The organism is Hydrogenophaga pseudoflava NBRC 102511 (genome assembly GCF_001592285.1).
Classification (GTDB): domain Bacteria; phylum Pseudomonadota; class Gammaproteobacteria; order Burkholderiales; family Burkholderiaceae_C; genus Hydrogenophaga; species Hydrogenophaga pseudoflava.
In genome coordinates, this window is the sequence record NZ_BCWQ01000011.1 from 111,463 (window position 1) to 134,747 (window position 23,285).

Annotated in this window: 24 protein-coding genes; 12 read left to right on the top strand and 12 right to left on the bottom strand. The window is 68.4% G+C overall.

Annotation, left to right across the window (positions count from 1 at the left end; all coding sequences use genetic code 11):
• The first annotated feature begins 8 nt into the window (after positions 1-8).
• The 3 genes from HPS01S_RS14505 to HPS01S_RS14515 are packed head-to-tail and all read left to right on the top strand — an operon-like array spanning position 9 to position 1,864.
• Entirely contained in the window at positions 9-290 is a 282-nt protein-coding gene (locus tag HPS01S_RS14505) for a hypothetical protein (protein ID WP_066157473.1), read from the top strand.
• Between the two features lie 28 nt (positions 291-318).
• Positions 319-636: a YnfA family protein gene (locus HPS01S_RS14510; protein ID WP_066157475.1), complete on the top strand. Its 318-nt coding sequence runs from the start codon at positions 319-321 to the stop codon at positions 634-636.
• A gap of 19 nt (positions 637-655) precedes the next feature.
• A complete protein-coding gene (locus HPS01S_RS14515) occupies positions 656-1,864 on the top strand; it encodes an MFS transporter (RefSeq protein ID WP_066157477.1) in 1,209 nt (402 codons plus the stop codon).
• Here HPS01S_RS14515 and HPS01S_RS14520 read toward each other — a convergent pair.
• Positions 1,822-2,406, bottom strand: coding sequence for an MORN repeat-containing protein (locus HPS01S_RS14520; protein WP_066157479.1), 585 nt, complete (start codon positions 2,404-2,406; stop codon positions 1,822-1,824). The two genes, HPS01S_RS14515 and HPS01S_RS14520, sit on opposite strands and share 43 nt — an antisense overlap.
• 89 nt (positions 2,407-2,495) lie before the next feature.
• On the opposite strand from HPS01S_RS14520, the gene lhpI reads away from it, so the two are divergent.
• Together lhpI and HPS01S_RS14530 are read left to right on the top strand one after the other, a co-directional pair.
• Positions 2,496-3,455 carry a bifunctional Delta(1)-pyrroline-2-carboxylate/Delta(1)-piperideine-2-carboxylate reductase gene (lhpI, locus tag HPS01S_RS14525; protein ID WP_066157482.1) on the top strand — a complete coding sequence of 320 codons (960 nt, stop codon included), beginning with the start codon at positions 2,496-2,498 and terminating at the stop codon, positions 3,453-3,455.
• A 53-nt stretch (positions 3,456-3,508) separates the two neighbouring features.
• Positions 3,509-4,087, top strand: a complete 579-nt coding sequence (locus tag HPS01S_RS14530) for a glutathione peroxidase (RefSeq protein ID WP_066157485.1) — start codon at positions 3,509-3,511, stop codon at positions 4,085-4,087.
• 11 nt (positions 4,088-4,098) lie between these two features.
• Here HPS01S_RS14530 and HPS01S_RS14535 read toward each other — a convergent pair whose 3' ends face one another.
• Positions 4,099-4,602, bottom strand: a complete 504-nt coding sequence (locus tag HPS01S_RS14535) for a MarR family winged helix-turn-helix transcriptional regulator (protein ID WP_164868421.1) — start codon at positions 4,600-4,602, stop codon at positions 4,099-4,101.
• A gap of 132 nt (positions 4,603-4,734) precedes the next feature.
• On the opposite strand from HPS01S_RS14535, the gene HPS01S_RS14540 reads away from it, so the two are divergent.
• From HPS01S_RS14540 to HPS01S_RS14555, 4 genes are all read left to right on the top strand, one after another.
• A complete protein-coding gene (locus tag HPS01S_RS14540) occupies positions 4,735-5,700 on the top strand; it encodes a Bug family tripartite tricarboxylate transporter substrate binding protein (protein ID WP_066157487.1) in 966 nt (321 codons plus the stop codon).
• Between the two features lie 27 nt (positions 5,701-5,727).
• Positions 5,728-6,702 (top strand): Bug family tripartite tricarboxylate transporter substrate binding protein, encoded by a 975-nt coding sequence (locus HPS01S_RS14545; protein WP_066157492.1) that lies wholly within the window; start codon positions 5,728-5,730, stop codon positions 6,700-6,702.
• 91 nt (positions 6,703-6,793) lie between these two features.
• Positions 6,794-8,119 carry a sulfatase family protein gene (locus HPS01S_RS14550; protein WP_066157757.1) on the top strand — a complete coding sequence of 442 codons (1,326 nt, stop codon included), beginning with the start codon at positions 6,794-6,796 and terminating at the stop codon, positions 8,117-8,119.
• A 76-nt stretch (positions 8,120-8,195) separates the two neighbouring features.
• A complete protein-coding gene (locus HPS01S_RS14555) occupies positions 8,196-9,011 on the top strand; it encodes a DODA-type extradiol aromatic ring-opening family dioxygenase (protein ID WP_066157497.1) in 816 nt (271 codons plus the stop codon).
• Here the strand turns inward: HPS01S_RS14555 and HPS01S_RS14560 are convergent.
• Positions 8,939-9,937: a LysR family transcriptional regulator gene (locus tag HPS01S_RS14560; protein ID WP_066157500.1), complete on the bottom strand. Its 999-nt coding sequence runs from the start codon at positions 9,935-9,937 to the stop codon at positions 8,939-8,941. The genes HPS01S_RS14555 and HPS01S_RS14560 overlap by 73 nt on opposite strands.
• 130 nt (positions 9,938-10,067) lie before the next feature.
• Here HPS01S_RS14560 and HPS01S_RS14565 point away from each other — a divergent pair, with 130 nt between their 5' ends.
• From HPS01S_RS14565 to HPS01S_RS14575, 3 genes are all read left to right on the top strand, one after another.
• Positions 10,068-10,463 (top strand): RidA family protein, encoded by a 396-nt coding sequence (locus tag HPS01S_RS14565; protein ID WP_066157503.1) that lies wholly within the window; start codon positions 10,068-10,070, stop codon positions 10,461-10,463.
• Between the two features lie 276 nt (positions 10,464-10,739).
• Positions 10,740-10,943 carry a hypothetical protein gene (locus tag HPS01S_RS14570; RefSeq protein WP_066157506.1) on the top strand — a complete coding sequence of 68 codons (204 nt, stop codon included), beginning with the start codon at positions 10,740-10,742 and terminating at the stop codon, positions 10,941-10,943.
• 11 nt (positions 10,944-10,954) lie between these two features.
• Complete coding sequence (locus HPS01S_RS14575) at positions 10,955-11,188, top strand: hypothetical protein (protein ID WP_066157509.1); 234 nt, start codon at positions 10,955-10,957, stop codon at positions 11,186-11,188.
• A 76-nt stretch (positions 11,189-11,264) separates the two neighbouring features.
• Here the strand turns inward: HPS01S_RS14575 and HPS01S_RS14580 are convergent, their stop codons facing one another.
• The 9 genes from HPS01S_RS14580 to HPS01S_RS14620 are packed head-to-tail and all read right to left on the bottom strand — an operon-like array spanning position 11,265 to position 23,143.
• The gene (locus HPS01S_RS14580) at positions 11,265-11,861 is read right to left on the bottom strand and encodes a nitroreductase family protein (protein ID WP_066157511.1); all 597 of its coding nucleotides are present in this window, start codon (positions 11,859-11,861) and stop codon (positions 11,265-11,267) included.
• Positions 11,858-12,529 carry a carbonic anhydrase gene (locus HPS01S_RS14585; RefSeq protein ID WP_066157514.1) on the bottom strand — a complete coding sequence of 224 codons (672 nt, stop codon included), beginning with the start codon at positions 12,527-12,529 and terminating at the stop codon, positions 11,858-11,860. Before HPS01S_RS14585 ends, HPS01S_RS14580 begins: the two co-directional genes overlap by 4 nt.
• A 21-nt stretch (positions 12,530-12,550) precedes the next feature.
• Positions 12,551-13,384: a peptidylprolyl isomerase gene (locus tag HPS01S_RS14590; RefSeq protein ID WP_243721665.1), complete on the bottom strand. Its 834-nt coding sequence runs from the start codon at positions 13,382-13,384 to the stop codon at positions 12,551-12,553.
• 20 nt (positions 13,385-13,404) lie between these two features.
• On the bottom strand, positions 13,405-14,130 hold the full coding sequence (gene narI, locus HPS01S_RS14595) for a respiratory nitrate reductase subunit gamma (RefSeq protein WP_066157520.1): 726 nt from the start codon (positions 14,128-14,130) through the stop codon (positions 13,405-13,407).
• Positions 14,127-14,807, bottom strand: coding sequence for a nitrate reductase molybdenum cofactor assembly chaperone (narJ, locus tag HPS01S_RS14600; protein WP_066157522.1), 681 nt, complete (start codon positions 14,805-14,807; stop codon positions 14,127-14,129). The genes narI and narJ overlap by 4 nt, the downstream gene beginning before the upstream one ends.
• Positions 14,808-14,818: 11 nt before the next feature.
• The gene (narH, locus tag HPS01S_RS14605) at positions 14,819-16,351 is read right to left on the bottom strand and encodes a nitrate reductase subunit beta (RefSeq protein WP_066157525.1); all 1,533 of its coding nucleotides are present in this window, start codon (positions 16,349-16,351) and stop codon (positions 14,819-14,821) included.
• 20 nt (positions 16,352-16,371) lie between these two features.
• Complete coding sequence (locus HPS01S_RS14610; protein WP_066157528.1) at positions 16,372-20,166, bottom strand: nitrate reductase subunit alpha; 3,795 nt, start codon at positions 20,164-20,166, stop codon at positions 16,372-16,374.
• Between the two features lie 37 nt (positions 20,167-20,203).
• Positions 20,204-21,856, bottom strand: a complete 1,653-nt coding sequence (locus HPS01S_RS14615) for an MFS transporter (RefSeq protein WP_066157531.1) — start codon at positions 21,854-21,856, stop codon at positions 20,204-20,206.
• 18 nt (positions 21,857-21,874) lie between these two features.
• Positions 21,875-23,143 (bottom strand): MFS transporter, encoded by a 1,269-nt coding sequence (locus tag HPS01S_RS14620; RefSeq protein WP_066157534.1) that lies wholly within the window; start codon positions 23,141-23,143, stop codon positions 21,875-21,877.
• Positions 23,144-23,285 lie beyond the last annotated feature (142 nt).

Below are 23,285 nucleotides of genomic sequence, written 5' to 3' on the forward strand. Positions count from 1 at the left end.
TGCCTGCCGTGAAGACCTTCATTGCACAGCGCTGGCACGGCCTCGTCGGCTGGCGCACCCTGTTCTGGCGCGACCTGCTGGTCGTCGGCACCAGCCTGAACCTGCTCATGACCGGGCTGGCACTGGCGTTGCTGTCGCAGGACGCGCCCATCCAGTGGGTGCTGCTCGCGCACCTGCTGCCGCTGCCCTACAACCTGCTGATCGTGTCCTCGATCTGGTCGGCACCGCAGCGGCCGAAGATCGTGCTGGGCGCAAGCGTGTTCTGGCTGGTGCTGTTCGTGGCCGTGTGAGTCGCCACCGGGCGCGACAATCCGGCGCATGAGAACCCTGCTGCTCTACCTGGCCACCGCACTCGCCGAGATCGTCGGCTGCTACCTGCCCTGGCTGTGGCTGCGGCAGGGTGCGCCGGTGTGGCTGCTGCTGCCGGCCGCCGCGAGCCTGGCCCTGTTCGCCTGGCTGCTGACGCTGCACGACACCGCCTCGGGGCGGGTGTACGCGGCCTACGGCGGCGTCTACATCGGCGCGGCCATCGCCTGGCTGTGGGCGGTGGACGGCGTGCGGCCCACGGCCTGGGACGCGGCCGGCGCCGCCGTGGCGCTGGCGGGCATGGCCATCGTCGCGTTCCAGCCGCGCTGAACGACACAGCACAGCGCCCATGAAGCCCCACACCTCAGCCCGAACCAAGCTGCCCGCCGCCATCTGGGTGCTGGGCTTCGTGAGCCTGCTCATGGACATCTCCTCCGAGATGATCCACAGCCTGCTGCCGCTGTTCATGGTGGGCACGCTGGGCGCGAGCGCGCTGGTGGTGGGTCTGGTGGAAGGGCTGGCCGAGGCGACGGCGCTGGTGGTCAAGGTGTTCTCGGGCGTGCTCAGCGACTGGTGGGGCCGGCGCAAGGGGCTGGCGGTGGCCGGCTACGCGCTGGGCGCGCTGAGCAAGCCGCTGTTCGCGCTGGCCCCGGGCATGGGCCTGGTGCTCACCGCGCGCCTGCTGGACCGCGTGGGCAAGGGCGTGCGCGGCGCGCCGCGCGACGCGCTGGTGGCCGATATCGCACCGCCGGACATGCGCGGCGCCGCCTTCGGCCTGCGCCAGTCGCTGGACACGGTGGGCGCCTTTCTCGGGCCGCTGCTGGCCGTTGGTCTGATGCTGCTGTGGGCCAACGACTTCCGCGCCGTGTTCTGGGTCGCCGTGGTGCCGGGCCTGCTGGCGGTGGCGCTGCTGGTGACCGGGGTGCGTGAACCCGATCGGCCCGCGGGCCAGCGGCGCGACAACCCGATCCGGCGCGAGAACCTGCGCCGCCTGGGCGGCGGCTACTGGTGGGTGGTGGGCGTGGGCGCGGTGTTCACGCTGGCGCGCTTCAGCGAGGCCTTTCTGGTGCTGCGGGCCGAGCAGAGCGGTGTGCCGCTGGCCCTGGTGCCGCTGGTGATGGTGGCGATGAACGGTGTGTACGCGGCCTCGGCCTATCCCTTCGGCCGGCTGGCCGACCGCATGGACCACCGCACGCTGCTGGCGCTGGGCCTGGTGGTGCTGATCGCGGCCGATCTGGTGCTGGCCAGCGGCACGCACTGGTGGACGCTGCTGGCCGGTGTGGCGCTGTGGGGCGTACACATGGGCATGACGCAGGGCCTGCTGGCCACCATGGTGGCCGACACGGCGCCGGCCGACCTGCGCGGCACGGCCTTCGGCTTCTTCAACCTGGTCAGCGGCGGGGCGCTGCTGCTGGCGAGCGTGGTGGCCGGTGTGCTGTGGGACCGGCTGGGCGCGTCCTTCACCTTCCACGCCGGCGCGGTGTTCAGCGCGCTGGCGCTGGGCGGCCTGCTGCTTCAGCGCTGTGCTTCGCCCGGGCCGGCCTCCCGGATCTCGTAGCCTTCGGCCGCAGCCTCCCGAAGGCAGTCGGCGTCGGGTGCGCACATCAGCACGGCGGCACCGTCGACGTAGAACTGCTGCACCTCCACACCGTCGGACCCGACCGCGCGCCCGGTCTGGCGGATGGCGTCGAGCGAACCGTTCTGCGGATGCTCCAGAAACAGCTCGTTGAACACACCCTGTTCGACGCCGTGCTCGAACACACCTTCGACCACGTGCAACAGCCGGCCGTCGGCGGCAAACTGCTGCAGGCGGCCCCGGCCGTGCCAGCGGCCGTCGCGCACGGGGCCGGTGTAGCGCAGGCGGCTGCCGTCGGCGCGCACGAACTCCTGGATGCCGACGCCCTGGGCCAGGCCGTTGCGGCAGTCGCCGCTCCAGGTGGTGCTTTCGCCCGGCGGCGGGTCGGCCTCGGCGGTGATCCACATCGCGCAGCGGCCGTCGCGCGTGGGCAGGGTGTAGCCATTGGGGGCGGCGGCCTGGGCGCTGCCAAGGACTGAAAAAAGAAAAACCGCCAGAGCGGCCCGGGTGGTGTGGCGTTTCATGGGGACTCAGCCTGCGCGAGCAGGCCGCAGAGAAGCGCCGGATTATCCCGTTTCATCTTCAAGGCAGCCGGCCCCGCTACCATCGCCGCATGCACTTCTTCGACGCCGACGCCACCCGCTCCGCCCTGCCCTTCGACCGCCTCATCCCCGCCCTGCGCGAACGCTTCGCGGGCGGCTGCGAGGCGCCACCGCGCCATGTGCACGAGATCGTCAACCCGCTGGGCGAGGCCGGCCAGGACGCCGCCGGCCGGCGCGTGACCTCGCTGATCATGCCGGCCTGGATTCCGGGCAAGCACTACGGCGTGAAGATCGTCAACATCGCGCCCGGCAACGCGCGCCGCGGCCTGCCCGGCCTGCACGCCACCTACCTGCTGTTCGACGCACGCACCGGCGTGCCGCTGGCGCAGATGGATGGCGACGTCATCACCGCGCGCCGCACCGCGGCGGCCTCCGCGCTGGCGGGTTCCTACCTGGCGCGCGAGGAGGCCAAGCACCTGGTGCTGGTGGGCGCGGGGCGCGTGGCGCGGCTGCTGCCCGCGGCCTGGAAGACCGTGCGCCCGATCGAACACGTCACCGTGTGGGCGCGGCGCGAGAGCGAGGCGCAGGCGCTGGCGGCGCAGCTCACGCGCGAAGGCTTCTCGGCCAGCGCCACCACCGACCTGCCCGGCGCCTGCGCCTCGGCCGACATCGTCAGCTGCGCCACCATGGCCAACGAGCCGGTGGTGCGCGGCAGCTGGCTCGCGCCGGGCGCCCACCTGGACCTGATCGGCTCGTTCACCCCCGCCATGCGCGAGGCCGACGACGCCTGCTTCGAGCACGCACGGGTGTTCGTCGACACCGACGAGGCACTCACCAAGAGCGGCGACCTGCTGGTGCCGATGCAGCACGGCGTGTTCAGCGCCAACGAGGTGCGCGGCACGCTGACCACGCTCTCGCGCGGCGTCGCCATCGGCCGCAAGAGCGCGGGCGAACGCACCGTGTTCAAGTCGGTCGGCAACGCGCTGGAAGACCTGGCCGCCGCGATTCTGGTGAGCGAGTCGCGCGGCTGAGACCGTCACCCGCGCTGGCCGCAGGGTCAAGGACCCGACCGGACAATGCCGCCATGACGCTGAACCGCCGCACTGTCCTGGCACTGGGTGCCGCCCTCACCGCCCCGCTCGGGTCCGTGGCCCACGCCCAGACCACCCGCCCCGCCGCCTGCCCGCCCCTGCTCGCACACCGTTTCCCGCGCCTGCAGGACGAAGCACCGCAGGAGCTGTGCCAGTACGCGGGCCAGGTGCTGCTGGTGGTGAACACCGCCAGCTACTGCGGCTTCACGCGGCAGTACGAAGGGCTGGAAGCGCTGCACGCGAAGTACGCGGCGCGCGGCCTGGTGGTGATGGGGTTTCCGTCCAACGACTTCGGCCAGCAGGAGCCGGGCGACGCGAAGCAGATCGCCGAGCTGTGCTTCAACACCTACGGCGTGAAGTTCCCGATGTTCGCCAAGACCGTGGTCAAGGGCGCCGGGCGCAATGCGTTCTACGAGCAGCTGGCCAGGGCCACCGGTGCTGCGCCGCGCTGGAACTTCCACAAGTACCTGGTGGCGCGCGACGGCCAGACCGTGCGCAGCTTCGCCAGCGAGGTGGAGCCCGGCAGTGCACCGCTGATACAGGCGATCGAGGCGGCGCTCAAAACCGGCTGACCTGAGGCGGTTCAGTCGGGCGCGTCTTCGAGGGGCGGCAGCAGGTCGCCTCCTGGGTTCAACCGCGAAGCGCTGGCCTGCAGCCGCGCCATCAGTTCGCTGAACCGCCGGCGCTCCGCGTCGCTGAACGGGGAGAGCAGCTCGCGCTGGATCGCCGCGATGCGCGGGAACACCTCGCCATACACGCGCCGCCCCTCGTCGGTCAGGTACACGTGCACCTCGCGCCGGTCCGACGGCTTGGGTTCGCGCCGCAGCAGGCCCTTGTCCGCCAGGCTGGTGATGGCGCGCGAGGTGCGGGCGCGGTCGAGCATGGCGCGCACCGCCAGTTCGGACGACTGCACACCCTCCACGTCGGCCAGGCAGGACAGCACGCGCCACTCGCGCCGCGTGATGCCGTAGTCGCGCTCGCACATGCGCACCACCAGTGGCCCGGCCGTGGCGTGGATGCGGTAGAGGCGGTAGAGCAGCAGGTCGTTCTGCTGCTGCGGGTGCTGGAGCGGGTCGTCGGCGCTCATGGGTGGCGGGTCGGCAGAGGGCTCAGGGAAAACACCGGGAACGATTGATTTCTGCAATTGATTGTCGCTGCCTAGCATGCGGACCTGCAGCGGGGCAAACCCGTTTGACATACGACAAACCGGAGACACGCCATGAACAAACGCCACCTGCTGGGCGCCGCCGCCGCGCTCGCCACCCTCGGTGCCCTGCCCCTGCCCGCGCTGGCGCAGGACAAGCCGCCCCTGAAGATCGTCGTGGGCTTTCCGCCCGGCGGTTCGGCCGACCTGCTCGCGCGCCTGCTGGCCGAGGGCCTGAAGAACGACTTCTCGTCGGTGATCGTGGAGAACAAGCCCGGCGCGGGCGGCCGCATCGCGCTCTCTCATGTCAAGCGCGCACCCGCCGACGGCCAGACCGTGGTGCTGCTGCCCAGCGGGCCGATGGTGCTGTTCCCGCACGTCTACAAGAAGCTGGACTACGACGCGGTGGCCGACTTCACGCCGATCTCGCAGATCGCGCACTTCCAGTTCAGCGTGGTGGCCGGCCCGGCCGCAGGCGCCAAGAGCGTGGCCGAGATGCTGGCCAAGGCCAAGGCCGCGCCCGGCAGCGCCACCTACGGCACGCCCGGCTCGGGCACGCTGCCGCACTTCATGGGCGTGATGTTCGGCCAGAAGGCCGGCGCCGAACTGACCCACGTGCCCTTCCAGGGCGGCGGCCCGGCCAACACCGCGCTGCTGGGCGGCCACATCCAGTACAAGTTCGACGTGGTCACCGAGACCGCCGAGCTGCACCGCTCGGGCAAGGTGCGCATCCTCGCCGTGACCGGCGCGCAGCGCGACCCGCAGGTGCCCGAAGTGCCCACGCTCAAGGAACAGGGCGTGGACATGGTCGCCACCGCCTGGTTCGCCATGTACGGCCCGGCCGGGCTCAAGCCCGAGGTGCGCGACATGATCAGCGCCGCCGTGGCCAAGGCGGTGCGCACGCCCACGCTGCGCGCCAAGCTGGTCGAGCAGGGCTACGAGCCGGTGGGCTCCACATCGGCCGAACTGGCCGCCGCGCAGGCCGCCGACCTCAAGCGCTGGGAAGGCCCGATCAAGGCCACCGGCGTGCAGCTGGACTGACCTTCCCGTTTTTTTCTCAGGATTTCCATGAACCGCTTCCGTCGCCACACCGTGGCCGCGCTCGCCTGCGCGGCCCTTCTGCCCTTCGCCGCGTCGCACGCCCAGGCCCCGGCCTGGCCCGCCAAACCCGTCACCTTCGTCAACAACTTCCCGCCCGGCGGCCCGTCGGACCTGCTGGCGCGTTCGGTCGCCGCCGTGCTGCAGGCGGGCCTCAAGCAGCCCTTCGTGGTGGAGAACAAGGCCGGTGCCAGCGGCAACATCGGCGCGGCGCAGGTGGCCAAGGCCGCGCCCGACGGCCACACCGTGCTGGTCGGCATCGACACCACGTTCACCATCAACCCGCACCTGTACCCGACCATGCCGTTCAAGCCGGGGGACCTCAAACCGGTGGTGATCATGGCCTCGTCGGGCCTGCTGCTGGGGGTGAACCCCGGCACTGGCATCAAGAGCTTTGGCGACCTGCTGAGCCAGGGCCGCAGCAAAGGCCTGAGCTTCAGTTCGGCCGGCAACGGCAGCCCGGGCCACCTGGCGGCGGCCACGCTCGGCAACAGCACGCCGGTCAAGGCCCTGCACGTGCCCTACCGCGGCAACACGCCGGCCGTGACCGCCATTCTCAGCGGCGAGGTGGACGGCGGCATCCTGGCCACGCCCGGCATGCTGCCGCATGTGCAGAGCGGCCGGATCACTGCGTTGGCCGTCACCAGCGCGCGCCGCTCGCAGCTGGCGCCGCAGCTGCCCACGGTGGCCGAGCTGGGCTTCAAGGCGCTCGAATCCGAGGTGCTGTACCTGGTGATGGTGCCGGCCGCCACGCCCGACACCGTGGTGCAGACCCTGGCCAAGGGCATCACCGACGCGCTGCAGCGGCCCGACGTGAAAGAACGCATGAAGAGCCTGGACCTGTTCTTCGAAGGCCAGACCGGCGCCGCCGCGGCCCAGCGGCTGGCCGACCTGAACACGCGCTACGGCCAGATCGTGCGCGCCACCGGCATGAAGGCGGACTGAGATGAACCTGCCCCCACGCTCCCCCGCTGCGCGCGGTCCGCTGCCCCCCGAGGGGGGCGTCAGTGCCTTCGGGCGGCCGGGCGCCACTGACATGAAACGTCCCAACATCATCTACATCGTCAGCGACGACCTGGGCTACGCCGACCTGGGCTGCTACGGCGGCCGGCCCGCCGGCTTCGGCGCGGTGTCGCCGAACATCGACGCCCTGGCCGCCGGCGGCCTGCGCCTGACCGAGGGCTACAGCAACTCGCCCGTGTGTTCGCCCACGCGCTTTGCCATGGCCACCATGCGCTGGCAGTACCGGCTGCGCGGCGCGCTGGAAGAGCCCATCAACAGCCGCAGCAAGGGCAGCGACACGCTGGGCCTGCCCCCCGAGATCCCCACCCTGCCCTCGCTGCTGAAGGACGCCGGCTACCGCACCGCGCTGATCGGCAAATGGCACCTGGGCTACCCGCCGCACTTCGGCCCGCTGCGCTCGGGTTACGAGGAGTTCTTCGGCATCATGGCTGGCGGGGTGGATTACTTCACCCACTGCTCGTCCAGCGGCGACCACGACCTCTACATCGGCGACGAGACTCACAAGGAGGTCGGCTACCTGACCGACGTGTTCTCCAACAAGGCGGTGGAACACGTGAAGGCGCGCGCTGCCGAGGCCCGCGCCGGCACGCCGTTTTTCCTGAGCCTGCACTACACCGCGCCGCACTGGCCCTGGGAGACGCGCGACGACGCGCACGTGGCGCCCGAGGTGGCCAAGAACCTGTTCCACCTGCACGGCGGCAGCGTCGAGGCCTACCGCCGCATGATCCACCACATGGACGAAGGCATCGGCTGGCTGGTGGCGGCGCTGCGCGAGGAAGGCCTGCTGGAGGACACGCTGATCGTCTTCACCAGCGACAACGGCGGCGAGCGCTTCAGCGACAACTGGCCGCTGGTGGGCGGCAAGATGGACCTGACCGAAGGCGGCATCCGCGTGCCCTGGATCGCCCACTGGCCCGCCGTGGTCCCGGCCGGTTCGGTCAGCGGACAACACTGCCTGACCATGGACTGGTCGGCCACCATGCTCGAACTCGGCGGCGGCCAGCCCCACCCCGACTACCCGCTGGACGGCGTGTCGCTGGCGGCGCTGCTGCACGACCCGGCCCACCGCTTCGAGCGGCCCATGGCCTGGCGCATGAACCACCGGGGCCAGCGCGCGCTGCGCGAGGGCGACTGGAAGTACCTGATGGTGGACGGCCACGAGTACCTGTTCAACATCGCCGCCGACGCGCGCGAGCGCGCCAACCGCGCGCCGCTGGAACCGCAGCGCCTGGCCGACATGCGCCAGCGCTGGCTGGACTGGGACGCCAGCCTGCCGCCGATTCCGGCCGACGCCACGGTGAGTCTGGGCTACGGCGCCAAGGACATGCCCCAGCGCTGACCCACGGTTCGCCACCGCCCGGTAGCATCGGTGCTGGCCGACGGCTGGATCGGCCCCCGACGCAAGGAGCTGCACCATGTCCCGTCTGCCCACCTACTACCTCTCGCACGGCGGCGGCCCCTGGCCCTGGATGCGCGAGCAGACCGGCGGCCGCTACGACCGGCTCGAAGCCTCGCTGCAGGCCATGGCCCAGGCCCACCAGGGCCAGGTGCGCGCCATCCTGATGGTCACCGCGCACTGGGAGACGCCCGACTTCACGCTGTCGTCCTCGCCCCAGCCGGGCATGCTCTACGACTACTACGGCTTCCCGCCCCACACCTACCAGGTCCACTACCGCGCGCCCGGCTCGCCCGAGCTGGCGCAGCACGCGCTGGAGCTTCTGCAGGCCGGCGGCGCTACGGCCCACCTGGACCCCGAACGCGGCTTCGACCACGGCACCTTCTCGGCCTTGCAGGCCGCCTACCCCGAGGCGCAGATTCCGGTGGTGCAGCTCTCGGTGCTGCAGAGCTTCGACCCCGCCGCCCACATCGCCGCCGGCCGCCTGCTGGCGCCGCTGCGCGACGAAGGCGTGCTCATCATCGGCAGCGGCCTGAGCTACCACAACCTGCGCCTGCTCAACGCGGCCGGCACCGTGCCCTCGCAGCAGTTCGACGCCTGGCTGCAGCAGACACTGACCGCGGCCACACCCGACGAGCGCGAAGCGCAGCTGCTGCAATGGGAGCAGGCACCATCGGCACGCATCGCGCATGCGCGCGAAGACCACCTGATCCCGCTGATGGTGGCGGTGGGCGCGGCGCACGACGAGGCCGGCACCTGCGTTTACCACGAGGACCTGTTCATGGGCGTGGTGGCGGCTTCGAGTTTCCGCTTCGGGGCGGTGGCGGCCGGCTGACGCGGGCGGCGCACGCCCACCGGCGCCTTCTCGCCCACCACGTCCACCACCCAGTCCACGAACACGCGCAGCTTCGCGCTCACGTACCGGTTCGGCGGGTACGCCAGGTACAGCGGCATCGGATCGAAGCGCCAGCCCTTGAACACGGGCACCAGCTCACCGCGGGCCGCGTGTTCATCGGCCATGTAGGTGGGCAGCGGCAGAACCCCCAGCCCGGCAAGGCCCGCCGCCAGATAGGCGTTGCCGTCGTCCAGCGCCAGCACATGGCGGCCCTGCACGGTGATGCGTTCGTCGTCCCCGCGCTGCAGGGTGTAGGGCGGCACGCGGCCGCTGCGCATGTTCACGAACCCCACGACGCGGTGGTGCGAGTTCTCCATGTCTTTGGGGTGTTCCGGCGTGCCGTGGCGCTGCAGATAAGCGGGCGCGGCGTAGGCGCCGATCTGCAGTTCGCCCACCCGGCGCGCGACCAGCGACGGGTCGGTGATGTCGCCCCCGCGGATCACACAGTCCACGCTGTCACCGATCAAATCCACCATGCGGTCGCTCACGCCCATGTCGATCTGGATGTCGGGGTACATCGCATGGAAGCCCGGCAGCGCGGGCACCAGCACGAAGCGCGCGAGCGGGCTGGGCACGTCCACGCGGAGCCGGCCGCGGGGCGAGGTCTTGGCGCTGGAGAGGCTGGTCTCGGCATCGTCCAGCTCGGCCAGCAGACGCACCACACGCTCGTAGTAGGCCGCTCCGTCGGCCGTCACCTGCACCTTGCGCGTGGTGCGGTGGAGCAGCTTCACGCGCAGGTGCGCCTCAAGCTGCTGGATGAGCTGGGTCACGCTGGTCTTGTTCAGGCGCAGCGTTTCGGCCGCCTTGGTGAAGCTGCCGGCCTCCACCACACGCGCAAATGCCTGCATGGCATCGAATCGGTCCATGGCGTTTCCCAGGGCCTCCGTGATTGTTCGGATTCCGCAAAAAGTGTTTGTGGTGGTGGCCGGTTGATGCGCGCGGGTGGCGTTCCTAGACTCCCCGACCTTCTCAACCATTGTTTCAGAAAGCCGATCCATGACCAGCCCACGCGACGTTGTTTTCCCCGCCAGCCGCCAGGCCTTGTACGAGCAGAACCGCTACTCGCCCGCCATCCGCTCCAACGGTTTTCTGTTCGTCTCAGGCCAGGTGGGCAGCCGGCCAGACGGCTCGCCCGAGCACGATCTGCCCGCGCAGGTGCGCCTGGCGTTCCAGAACCTCAACAGCATCCTCGAAGCCGCAGGCTGCAGCTTCAAGGACGTCATCGACGTGACCGTATTCATGGTGAACCCGGAGCAGAACTTCGAGGCGGCGTGGCCCGTGGTGCAAGAGCACTGGGGCGAGGCCCCGCACCCCACACTCACCGGCATCGGCGTCACCTGGCTCTTTGGCTTCCAGTTCGAGATCAAGGTGATCGCAAAGCTGCCTTCATGAACCTGCGAAGCAGGCCCGTTTTAGAGTGAGTTGATGAGGGTTCGCTTGCCCCATTGACTCACCCTCAACGGCAAGGGACTGACCGATTGGGGACCGTGGGATAGACCCATGATGGTCGATCCAACCCGTTCGGACAGCAAACCGCCACAGGCTGTCGGCTCCTTGGCGCTCAACGGGCCAGTGTCAGGCAAGATGCCCAGCTGCCCTCACATGTATGGCCCCCGTGTCCCCCAGCATCGTCCTCACCCCATGAAGCGTCTGCCCTCTCTTTGCCCCATGTCCGCCCACTGGTTGTGGGCGCTTGGTCTCTGCGTGGGCCTCGCCGGTTGCGGCCCCGATACGGTGGGGGCGGCAGCCACGGCCGCCAAGCTGCAGGCCGACAGCGCAGAGCGCGCCCAGGCGCAGGCGGCCAAACTCAAACAGGACCTTGAAGCCGCCGTCAAGGCGAGAGAGGCATCGACCGCGGCGGCTGATCAGTAAGCCGCACTCGCATGCCACTTCGCGATGCCATCCGCCTTCTTGCCTGGGCCGTGCTTTGTGCGCCAGTTGCAGTCGCCATCACGGTTCTCGTCTGGCCATTCTGGGGCTGGTTCGAGTCTGTCACCGGGGTCGAGGCATTGGGTCATTCGGGGCCTGCACCCTGGTGTTACCTGGCCACGTACGTGGTGCTCATCGGCCTGCTGGTGACCCTGCGCCGTCGCTTGACGCAGCACGCCTCCAGCTAGCCATTTGCGGCTTGGACCACATGGACAACCTCTTCTTCGCAGCGCTTGAAGTCGTGCTCATGCTGTTCAGCGCCATCTACGTGTTGGTGCCCTGACTGGTTGGCGCCCCCAGCACCCCCGTGAACGCCTCCACCTCCGGCCGCGCCCGCCCCTGCGGCGCCCGCGTCGGGGTGCCCAGGCTGACGAAGCAGATTGCGTGCTCCCCCGGGCCCAGGCCGAACAGTTCGCGCACCGCCCGGGACTTCAAGCCCTTGCCCGAGGTCAGCGCCGACCCGTAGCCCAGCTCGGTGGCCATCAGCAGCAGGTTCTGCACCGCGCAGCCGGCCGAGAGGGTGCGCTCCAGCACGTCCACCTCGGGGTCGCCGCGGTCGTCGTCCACCACCAGCAACAGCAGCTCGGGCGCGCGCTCGGCCTTCTCGCGCGCCTGCGCCTGCTGTTCGGCGGTGGCGTCGGGGTCGCGTTCGATCAGGGCCTGCGCCAGTGCGTCGCCCAGCCGCCCGCGCTGCGCTGTCGGGATGCGCACGAAGCGCCAGGGCAGCAGCTGGTTGTGGTCGGGTGCGGTGGCGGCGGCGGCCAGGCACTGGCGCAGCTGGTCTTCGGACGGGCCAGGCGCCACCAGGCGTTTGGGCAGCGTGGTGCGCCGCGTCTGCATCAGCTCCAGCAAAGGGATCATTCAAGCACCTGTCCGTCGTGCTCCACATAGGGCAGGTAGGGGCCGGTGCCGCTGTGGTCCGACTCCGAGGCCGGCACGAAGGCGCCGCGCACCGCATCGAACACATGCACCTCACCCTGTTCGATCACGTAGTGCCATCCGTGCAGCGTGAGGTGGCCGGCCTCGACGGCGCGGCGCACCATGGGGTAGTCCATCAGGCGCATCAGCTGCAGCACCACGGCGCGCTGCTCGGTGCGGCACAGCGCCTCGGGGCTGGGCTGCACCGGCAGCAGGGCCTCGTCGGCCAGCCGCAGCCAGGCCTTGAGGGCCACCGCCTCTTCCGGTGCGCCTTCGTAGGCGGTGCGGATGGCGCCGCAGTGGCTGTGGCCGCAGACGATGATGCGTTCGACCTTGAGGCCGAGCACCGCGAACTCGATCGCCGCCATCGTTCCATGCAGCCCGTGCGACTGGTCGTAGGGCGGCACGAAGGCGCCCACGTTGCGCACGATGAACAGGTCGCCCGGGGCGGCACCCGTCAGCAGGTAGGGCACCAGGCGCGAGTCGCTGCAACCGATGAACAGGGTCTTGGGGTGCTGGCCCTGCGCCACCAGGTCCTGAAAGCGCTGCTGGTGGCGGGGGAAGTAGTCCTCGTGGAAATCGCGCAGGCGCAGCAGGAGGTCGTCGGGCATGGCGGTCTCCGGCTCAGCGCGTCACTGCACCAGGGGCGAGTCCGCACCTTCGAGTTCGATGCCTTCAACCTTGGCCTGCCCCACCAGCAGCCGCATGTACTGCCGCAGCGCGGTCGCGCGCGACTGGTGCTGCAGGCGCTGGCGGATCGCGTCGGCCACCTCTTCGTAGGCGGGCAGGGTGCCCTTCTTGCGGCCCAGCACCTCGATGATGTGCAGGCCGAAGCGCGTGTGCACCAGGCGCGGGTGCACGCCCATGCCCCAGCGCGAGTCGCTCTGGAAGAACAGCTCGTTGGCCAGTTCGGGCGCGCAGTCTTCGGGCGTGACCCAGCCCAGGTCGCCGCCTTCGGCGCTGGACGGGCAGTTGGACAGCTCGGCCGCCAGCTGCTCGAAGCGGCCGGGCGGCACGTCCTTGCGGATCAGTTCCAGCAGCGCGGCTTCGGCGCGCTGCGTCAGCGCGTGCACGTTCACACCCGGCGTGACGGCGAACAGGATGTGCCGCACATGCAGTGCCTGGCCAACGATGAAGTGGTTCTTGTTGGCTTCGTAGTAGCGCTGGCACTCGTCGTCGGTCGGATCGGGCGAGACGACCTCGTCGTCGGTCATGGCCTCAATCACGTGGCGCTCGGCCTCGTTGAGCGTGGGCGCCACCAGCCCGCTGAAGCGGGGCAGCAGGCCCTGGTGCACCGCGCGCTGGCGCAGCAGCTCGGTGTAGGCGCGCTCGCGCAGGGTCTCGGCGTCCAGTGCCTCGCCCGGCTCGTGCAGCGCGATGCCGTTGATGCTGGCGGGCACGATCTGCATCTGGCCCGAGCAGGCGCAGTGCGCGCTGCCGCAGCCTTGGGAGGTGCTGTCGCTCATGGTCATTCCTTGTTGCATGTTCAGCGACCCCGCTGGCTCAGGGGTTGCTGGGGCGTCATGCCGACGCGGCGGCTGCGCACCACCTGGTAGGGACGCGTGATGTAGGCCAGCGTGCCGAAGCCGCTCCACACGTGCACCAGGCGGGTGAACGGGAAGATCAGGAAGATGCTCATGCCCAGGAACATGTGGGCCTTGAACACCCAGCTGGCATCAGCGATCAGCTCGGCCGCGCCACCGCGGAAGGTGACGATGCGCTGCGCCCATTCGGCCAGCAGCATCATCATGCCGCCGTCCAGGTGCTGGGCAGACAGCGGGATGGTGGCCAGGCCCAGCGCGAACTGCGCCCACAGCAGCCACAGCAGCACGATGTCACTCGTCTTGCTGGTGGCGCGGATGCGCGCGTCCGACAGGCGCCGGTGCAGCAGCAGGCTCACGCCGATGAAGCCGAACAGGCCGAACAGGCCGCCCGAGACCATGGCCATGAGCTGCTTGGCGCCCGCGGTCATGAAGGGCTCGTACACCGCGTGCGGCGTGAGCATGCCCACCGTGTGGCCAAAGAACAGGAACAGGATGCCGACGTGGAACAGGTTGCTGCCCCAGCGCAGCTGTCCCTTGCGCAGCAGCTGCGAGGAATCGCTCTTCCAGCTGTACTGGTCGCGGTCGAAGCGGATCAGGCTGCCCAGCAAAAAGACAGTGAGCGCGATGTACGGATAGATGCCGAAGACGAAGTTGTGGAAGCCGTTCATGCTGCGACTCCTTGAGAAGCGTTGGATTTCTGGCGGACGATGTGGATGGGCTGTGCCTGGCCGGGCCGGTTCTGGCCGCGGGTGGCGCAGCCGTCGAAGGCCTCGGGTTCGGCCCAGGCCTCGTCGAGCGCCTCGTCGGCCTTGAAGGGCACGGCCTCGGCCTTCTGGCCGGCCAGCTCCAGCACGGCGGCGACGACGGCGGCGTAGGGGCTCTCGCGTTTGAGCAGGGCGCTGAAGATGGCGTTCAGGATGTGCGCCACCTCACCGAGGAAGGCCTTGGCCAGCGCGGGCGGCTGGGTGGAGGCGAACTCCAGCACCACGCCCAGGTGGTCGGGCAGCTCCTCAGGGCCGAGGTAGAGGCCGGCCTTCTCGTAGGTCTGCACCAGGTCGATCATGGCCGGGCCGCGGTCGCGCGAGTCGCCGTGCACATGTTCGAACAAATGCAGCGAGGTGGCGCGGCCACGGTCGAAGGTCTCGACGTAGCGGGCTTCCACCTCCAGCGGGTCGCGGCGCACCAGGTCGGCGGCCAGCGCGCGCAGCTCGGCGCGGCGCGCGGCGGGCACCGCGGCCTCTTCGTCGATGGCCGCGATCAGCGGCGCCAGATCGCTGCGCAGCTGCGCATCGGGGTAGGCCAGCAGGCGCGCCAGCGCGCGCAGGGAATAGCGGGTGTTCTTCATGGCGTTTCCTTTCAGACCACCGACTGGATCGGGATGGTGCGGCGCTTGCTGCCACCGAACAGGCTGGTTTCCGAGGCGCCGTCCGAGCAGCCGTTGCCGAACGAGAAGCCGCAGCCGCCGCGCAGGTCGAAGGCGTTTTCGGCGTACTCGCGGTGCGAACTGGGAATGACGAAGCGGTCTTCGTAGTTGGCAATGGCCATGATCTGGTACATCTCCTCGACCTCGGCGCGGCTCAGGCCGGTCTGCTCCAGCACCTTGAGGTTCTCCACGCCGTCCACGTGCTTGCCGCGCTGGTAGGCGCGCATGGCCAGCATGCGTTCGAGCGCGCGCACCACCGGCGCGGTGTCGCCCGCGGTCAGCAGGTTGGCCAGGTACTGCAGCGGAATGCGCATCTGGCTGAAGTCGGGCAGCTCGCCGTTGGCACCGATCTGGCCGGCGTTGGCGGCGGCGCTGATCGGCGAGAGCGGCGGCACGTACCAGACCATGGGCAGGGTGCGGTACTCGGGGTGCAGCGGCAGCGCGATCTTCCAGTCGATGGCCATCTTGTAGACCGGGCTCTTGCGCGCGCCTTCGAGCCAGCTCTCGGGGATGCCGTCGGCACGGGCCTGCTCGATCACGGCCGGGTCGTTGGGGTCGAGGAACAGGTCGAGCTGGGCCTGGTAGAGGTCCTTCTCGTCGGGCACGCTGGCGGCCTCGGCGATGCGGTCGGCGTCGTACAGCACCACGCCCAGGTAGCGGATGCGGCCCACACAGGTCTCGCTGCACACGGTGGGCTGGCCGGCCTCGATGCGCGGGTAGCAGAAGATGCACTTCTCGGCCTTGCCGGTCTGCCAGTTGTAGTAGATCTTCTTGTAGGGGCAGCCGCTGACGCACATGCGCCAGCCGCGGCACTTGTCCTGGTCGATCAGGACGATGCCGTCGTCCTCGCGCTTGTAGATCGAGCCCGAGGGGCACGATGCCACGCACGCCGGGTTCAGGCAGTGCTCGCACAGGCGCGGCAGGTACATCATGAAGGTGTTCTCGAACTGGCCGACCATGTCCTTCTGGACCTGCTCGAAGTTCGCGAGGTTGGCGTCCGCGCTGCGCTTGCTGAACTCGCCGCCCAGGATTTCTTCCCAGTTCGGGCCCCACTCGATCTTCTCCATGCGCTGGCCGGTGATCAGGCTGCGCGGCCGTGCGGTGGGCGCGGCCTTCACTTCGGGCGCCGACTGCAGATGGTCGTAGTCGAAGGTGAAGGGTTCGTAGTAGTCGTCGATCTGCGGCAGGTTGGGGTTGCTGAAGATCTTCATCAGCAGCGACCACTTGCCACCCTGCTTGGGCACGATGGACCCGTCGGCCTTGCGGACCCAGCCGCCGTTCCACTTGTCCTGGTTCTCCCATTCCTTGGGGTAACCGATGCCGGGCTTGGTTTCCACGTTGTTGAACCAGGCGTATTCCACGCCGGGGCGGCTGGTCCAGACGTTCTTGCAGGTGACCGAACAGGTGTGGCAACCGATGCACTTGTCCAGGTTCAGCACCATCGCGATTTGGGCACGTACTTTCATCTTGTTTTCTCCTGTGCTGATCAAGCCTGGACCGTGTCGTTGCCTTCGCCGTCGAGCCAGTCGATCTTGCGCATCTTGCGCACGATGACGAACTCGTCGCGGTTGGTGCCGATGGTTCCGTAGTAGTTGAAGCCGTAGCTGAACTGCGCGTAGCCGCCGATCATGTGGGTCGGTTTGGTCACGATGCGGGTGACCGAGTTGTGGATGCCGCCGCGGGTGTTGGTGATCTCGGCACCGGGGGTGTTGATGATCTTTTCCTGCGCGTGGTACATGAGCACCATGCCCGGGTTCACGCGCTGGCTCACCACCGCGCGCGCCGCGATGGCGCCGTTGGTGTTGAACAGCTCGACCCAGTCGTTGTCTTCGATGCCGGCGTTCTTCGCGTCGTCCTCGCTCAGCCAGATCACCGGGCCGCCGCGGTTGAGCGTGAGCATGTGCAGGTTGTCGCTGTACGTGCTGTGGATGCCCCACTTCTGGTGCGGCGTGATGAAGTTGAGGCTGATCTCCTTGTTGCCGTTGGGACGGCGGTCGATCATGTCGCCCACGGTCTTGAGGTCGACCGGCGGGCGGTAGCTGGAGAGGCCCTCACCGAAGGCGAGCATCCAGGGGTGGTCCAGGTAGAACTGCTGGCGGCCGGTGAGGGTGCGCCATGGGATCAGCTCGTGCACGTTGGTGTAGCCGGCGTTGTACGAGACCTTTTCCGATTCGAGGCCGGACCAGGTGGGCGAAGAAATGATCTTGCGCGGCTGGGCCTGGATGTCGCGGAAGCGGATCTTCTCGTCCTCGCGGTGCAGGGCCAGGTGGGTGTGGTCGCGGCCGGTGATCTTGGACAGCGCCTCCCAGGCCTTCACGGCCACGTGGCCGTTGGTCTCGGGCGCCAGCTGCAGCACCACCTCGCAGGCGTCGATGTCGCTGTCGATGCGGGCCAGGCCCTTGGCCGCGCCCTCGGTGTGCACGGTGCCGTTGAGTTCCTTTAGCTGGCCGACCTCGGTCTGGGTGTTCCAGCCGATGCCCTTGCCGCCGTTGCCCACCTTGTCCATCAGCGGGCCCAGGGCGGTGAAACGGGCGTAGGTGTTGGGGTAGTCGCGCTCGACCACCGAGATGCTCGGAGCAGTGACGCCCGGGACCAGATCGCACTCGCCCTTCTTCCATTCCTTGACGTCAAACGGCTGGGCCAGCTCGGACGCGGTGTCGTGCATCAGCGGCGTGAGCATGAGCTCTTTCTCGACCCCCAGGTGGCCGACGCAGACCTCGCTGTAGGCCTTGGCGAAACCTTTGTAGATCTCCCAGTCGCTCTTGCTCTGCCAGGCCGGGTCCACCGCGGTGGACAGCGGGTGGATGAAGGGGTGCATGTCGCTGGTGTTGAGGTCGTTCTTCTCGTACCAGGTGGCGGTGGGCAGCACGATGTCCGAATACAGGCAGGTCGTGCTCATGCGGAAGTCCAGCGTGACCACCAGGTCCAGCTTGCCTTCGGGCGCCTGGGCGTGCCACTCGACTTCCGTCGGTTTCGCATCGTTGGGGCCCAGGTCCTTGCCCTGCACGCCGTGGGTGGTGCCCAGCAGGTGCTTGAGGAAGTACTCGTGGCCCTTGCCGCTGGAGCCCAGGATGTTGGAGCGCCAGACGAACATGTTGCGCGGCCAGTTGGCCGGGTGGTCCGGGTCCTCGCAGCTCATCTTCAGCGAGCCGTCCTTGAGCGCCTTGACCGCGTAGTCCTTGGGGTCCATGCCGACGGCGGTGGCGTCTTTCACCACCTGCATCGGGTTGGTCTGCAGCTGCGGTGCGCTGGGCAGCCAGCCCATGCGCTCGGCGCGCACGTTGTAGTCGATCAGGCTGCCGCCGAACTTCGATTTGTCGGCCAGCGGCGAAAGGATCTCGTCCACGCCCAGCTTCTCGTAGCGCCACTGGTCGGTGTGGGCGTAGAAGAAGCTGGTGGAGTTCATCTGGCGCGGCGGACGCACCCAGTCCAGCGCAAACGCGAGAGCGGTCCAGCCGGTCTGCGGGCGCAGCTTTTCCTGGCCCACGTAGTGCGCCCAGCCACCGCCGCTCTGGCCGATGCAGCCGCACATCATCAGCATGTTGATGATGCCGCGGTAGTTCATGTCGCTGTGGTACCAGTGGTTCATGGCCGCGCCGATGATGACCATGGACTTGCCCTTGGTCTTGTCGGCGTTGTCGGCGAACTGGCGCGCCACGGCGATCACCTGGTCGCGCTTGACGCCGGTGATCTTCTCCTGCCAGGCGGGCGTGTAGGGCGTGTCCTGGTCGTAGCTGGTGGCGCCGGTGTCGCCCGGCAGGCCACGGTTCACGCCGTAGTTGGCGACCGTCAGGTCGAACACGGTGGCGACCAGCGCGTAGCGCTCTTCACCGGCCTTGCCCAGCTTGATGCGGCGCACCGGCACCTGGCGCACCAGCACGTCGTCGGTGGCGCTGGCCTGCTTGTTGGCGGTGAAGTTGGGGGTGTCGATACCGCCGAAATACGGGAAGGCGACCTCGCCCACTTCGTATTCGCTGCCCTCGCCTTCCATCAGGCTGAGCTTGAGCTTGACCTGCTCGTCGCCGCGCGCTTCCTTGTCTTCCAGGTTCCACTTGCCGGCGTCGGTGCGGCCTTCGGCGCCCCAGCGGAAACCGATGGAGCCGTTGGGCAGCACGACCTTGTCGTCCTGGTCGATGGCGACCGTCTTCCAGTCGGGGTTGTTGGCCTGGCCCAGCTTGCCGTTGAAGTCGCTGGCGCGCAGGTAGCGGCCGGGCACCACGACCTTGCGGCCGTCGGGCAGGGTACGCTCTTCCAGCTGCACCAGGTTGGGCATGTCGGTGTAGCGGCGCACGTAGTCGTCGAAGTACGACGAGCGCTTGTCGAAATAGAACTCCTTGAGGATCACGTGGCCCATGGCCATGGCAATCGCCGCGTCCGTGCCCTGCTTGGGGTGCATCCAGAGGTCGCAGAGCTTGCTGATCTCGGCGTAGTCGGGCGTGATCGCCACGGTCTTCGCACCCTTGTAGCGGACTTCGGTGAAGAAGTGGGCGTCGGGCGTGCGGGTCTGGGGCACGTTGGAGCCCCAGGCGATGATGTAGGTGGAGTTGTACCAGTCGGCCGATTCGGGCACGTCGGTCTGTTCGCCCCAGACCTGCGGGCTGGCCGGCGGCAGGTCGCAGTACCAGTCGTAGAAGCTCATGCACACGCCGCCGATGAGCGAGAGATAGCGCGAGCCGGCGGCGTAGCTGATCATGGACATGGCCGGGATGGGCGAGAAGCCGATCACACGGTCCGGGCCGTACTTCTTGGCGGTGTAGACGTTGGCGGCGGCCACCAGCTGGTTCACTTCGTCCCAGGTGCTGCGCACCATGCCGCCCAGGCCGCGCTGCTGCTGCCATTCGCGTCGGGCATCCTGGTTCTCGACAATGGCGGCCCAGGCGTCCACCGGGCTCCTGGCCACGGCCAGCGCGGCGCGCCAGTGCTGCAGCAGCTTGCCGCGCACCATCGGGTACTTCACGCGGTTGGCGGAGTACAGGTACCAGCTGTAGGACGCGCCACGGGCGCAGCCGCGCGGCTCGTGGTTGGGCAGGTCGGCGCGGGTGCGCGGGTAGTCGGTCTGCTGGGTTTCCCAGGTGACGATGCCACCCTTGACATAGATCTTCCACGAGCAGGAGCCCGTGCAGTTCACGCCGTGGGTGGAGCGCACGATCTTGTCGTGCGCCCAGCGGTCGCGGTAGGCGTCTTCCCAGGTGCGGTCCTCGCCGGTGGTGATGCCGTGCGAACCGGAGAAGCTTTCAGTGGGAGCCGTGAAATGGCTCAGGCGGTCGAGGAAGTGACTCATCGTGGGGGTCTCCGAAAAAAGCGTGTCTTGGGGGCGCTCAGGGGTTCTTGATCTCGGCACCCTTGCGCAGGTAGAACCACCAGTTCAGCACCAGGCACAGGGCGTAGAAGACGGCGAAGCCGTAGAAGGCGAGCTGCGGGGTGCCGGCCTTGATGTACTGGCCGATCAGCACCGGCGCGATGAAGGCGCCGTAGGCGGCGACCGCCGAGGTCCATCCCAGCACGGGGCCGGCCTGGGCGCGGTCGAAGATCACGCCGATGGTGCGGAAGGTGGAGCCGTTGCCGATGCCGCTGGCGAAGAACAGCACCATGAACAGGCCCAGGAACATCGGGAAGTACTGCTCGGGCGTGGCCGAGCTGTAGGCCTGCATCATCACGTAGCCCACGGCCACGGCGGCGGCGGCCATGACCGCGGTGATCACCTGGGTCACGATGGAGCCCCCGATCTTGTCGCTGATCCAGCCGCCGATGGGCCGCACCGCGGCGCCGACGAAGGGGCCGATCCAGGCGTAGGTCAGGGCCGAGGGGGCGTTGGGGTTCTTCAGCGTGTGCTGCATGACGCCGGCGGCGTCGGGGATGTGCTGGAAGCCGAAGATCACGGTGATGGCCAGGGGCAGCGCCATCGAGAAGCCGATGAAGGAACCGAAGGTGACGATGTAGAGCGCGGTCAGCGACCAGGTGTGCTTGTTGCTGAAGATGGCGAACTGCTTCTTCACGCCTTCCTTCATCTCGCCGAAGGCGGCCAGGCGCATCACGGCCAGGGCCATCACGATGTCCAGCGGGATCGCGACCCACATGCTCAGCACGCCCAGGCCGGTGGGCTTGGGCAGGTAGAGCCAGAGCATGAACACCGTGGGCACGAAGGCCAGGGTGTAGAGGTAGGTGATCTTGGCGAACGCGACGATCGGGCTGCCGGTGTTGGGCGAGACGGTCTTGAGGTTGCTCATGCCGAACCAGCACAGCGCGCCCAGCGGCACCAGCGAGAACACCCAGGCGAAGCCGGCGTTCTGTACCCAGGTCGGTGTGCCGGCGGCGATCTTGCCGAACAGCCAGCCGCTGTCCTTCACCAGCGTCATGGGCTCACCGCCGAAAGCGCCCAGCAGCGGCAGCGTCATGACCACAGGGATCACGATCTGCATCGTGGTCACGCCGAAGTTGCCCAGGCCGGCGTTCAGGCCCAGCGCCGTGCCCTGCAGGCGCTTGGGGAAGAAGGTGCTGATGTTGGACATCGAGCTGGCGAAGTTGCCGCCGCCCACGCCCGACCACAGGGCCATCAGCTGGAAGGACCACAGCGGCCACTCGGGGTGCTGCAGCACGATGCCGGTGCCGATCGCCGGGGCCAGCAGCATCGAGGTGGTCAGGAAGATGGTGTTGCGGCCACCGGCCAGGCGGATCAGGAAGGACGCCGGGATGCGCATGGTGGCGCCGGAGATGCCCGCGATGGCGGTCAGCGTGAACAGCTCGGCCTGGGTGAAGGGGAAGCCCAGGTTGAGCATCTGCACGGTGATGATCCCCCACATGCCCCAGACCGCGAAGCCGCACAGCAGGGCGGGGATCGAGATCCAGAGGTTGCGGTAGGCGATCTTGCTGCCGGTGGTGGCCCAGAAGCCTTCGTCTTCGGGACGCCAGTCCTGCACATCCGCGCCCGTGGGCGCGCCGGGGGAGGCGATGGGTTTGGTATGGGTGTTCATGGGGATGACCCGAGGTGATCAGTTCTGCAGGGAGAAGGACTTGGCGTTGGTGCCCATGACCTCGGTCTGGCGGACCTCGGTCCAGTACATCCAGATCAGCGAGACCCAGACCACGCCGTACATCAGCATGAAGGCGCTGGAACGAATGCCGGTGAGGTCCATCAGAACGCCGAACAGGATCGGCAGCACGAAGCCGCCCAGGCCGCCGGCCAGGCCGACGATGCCGCTGATGGCGCCGATGTTCTTGGGGTAGTCGTCGCTGATGTACTTGAAGACGCTGGCCTTGCCGAAGGCCCAGGCCACGCCCAGGATCGCCATCAGGCCGGTGAAGGTGTAGACGTTCAGGCCGATGTGGAAGGTGGTCGGGCCGTTGACGGTCTGCACCGTGAAGTCGGTCTGCGGGTAGCTCAGCAGGAACAGGCAGATCCAGCTCACCCACAGCACCCACCAGGTGACCTTGTGCGCGCCGTACTTGTCGGAGAGCACGCCGCCGATGGCGCGCAGCACGCCGCCGGGCAGCGAGAAGCAGGCGGCCAGCAGCGCGGCCACGCGGATGTCCAGGCCGTATTCGCCGACGTAGTACTGCACCATCCAGAGCGCCAGCGCCACGTAGCCGCCGAACACGATGCTGTAGTACTGGCAGTACTTGAGCACCTTGGGGTCCTTGAGCGCCTGCAGCTGGTCGCTGAACTTCACGTTGCTGGGCACCAGGTGGGCGGGGTCGCTGTGGCTGAACAGCCAGAACAGCACCAGGGTGCCGAGCATGATGGCCGCGTACACCTGCGGCACCATGGTCCAGCCGAAGGCCACCAGCAGCACCGGCGCCACGAACTTGTTGACTGCCGAGCCCGAGTTGCCAGCGCCGTAGACGCCCATGGCCATGCCCTGGCGGCTCTTGGGGAACCAGCGCGCCACGTAGGGCGTGCCGACCGAGAAGGAGCCGCCGGCCAGACCCACGAACAGGCCGATGACCAGGAAGTGCCAGTACTCGGTGGCGTAGCTCATCAGGTAGATGGCCGGCACGGTGATCGCCATCAGGGTGGCCATGACGATGCGGCCGCCGTAGCGGTCGGTCCAGATGCCCAGGGGCACCCGGATCAGCGAGCCGGTGAGCACCGGCATCGCGGTGAGCAGACCGAACTCGGTCGCGTTCAGGTTCAGCATCTTCTTGATCGGGATGCCGATCACGCCGAACATCATCCAGACCATGAAGCAGACCGTGAACGCCAGCGTGCTGACGATCAGGACGGACCAGGCCTTTCTTTCATTTCTCAGCTCTGAAGCCATGTTTTCTCTCCGAAAGACGTGGCATGAATGTCCCTTTTCAGGGGAGGGCTGAACATCCGCCGGAGGCACACGTGGCCGCGGCAGAAGGACGAGGGGTCACCCCATCGGCATCGTCCTGAAGAACTATGTTCCGTGTTTTGCG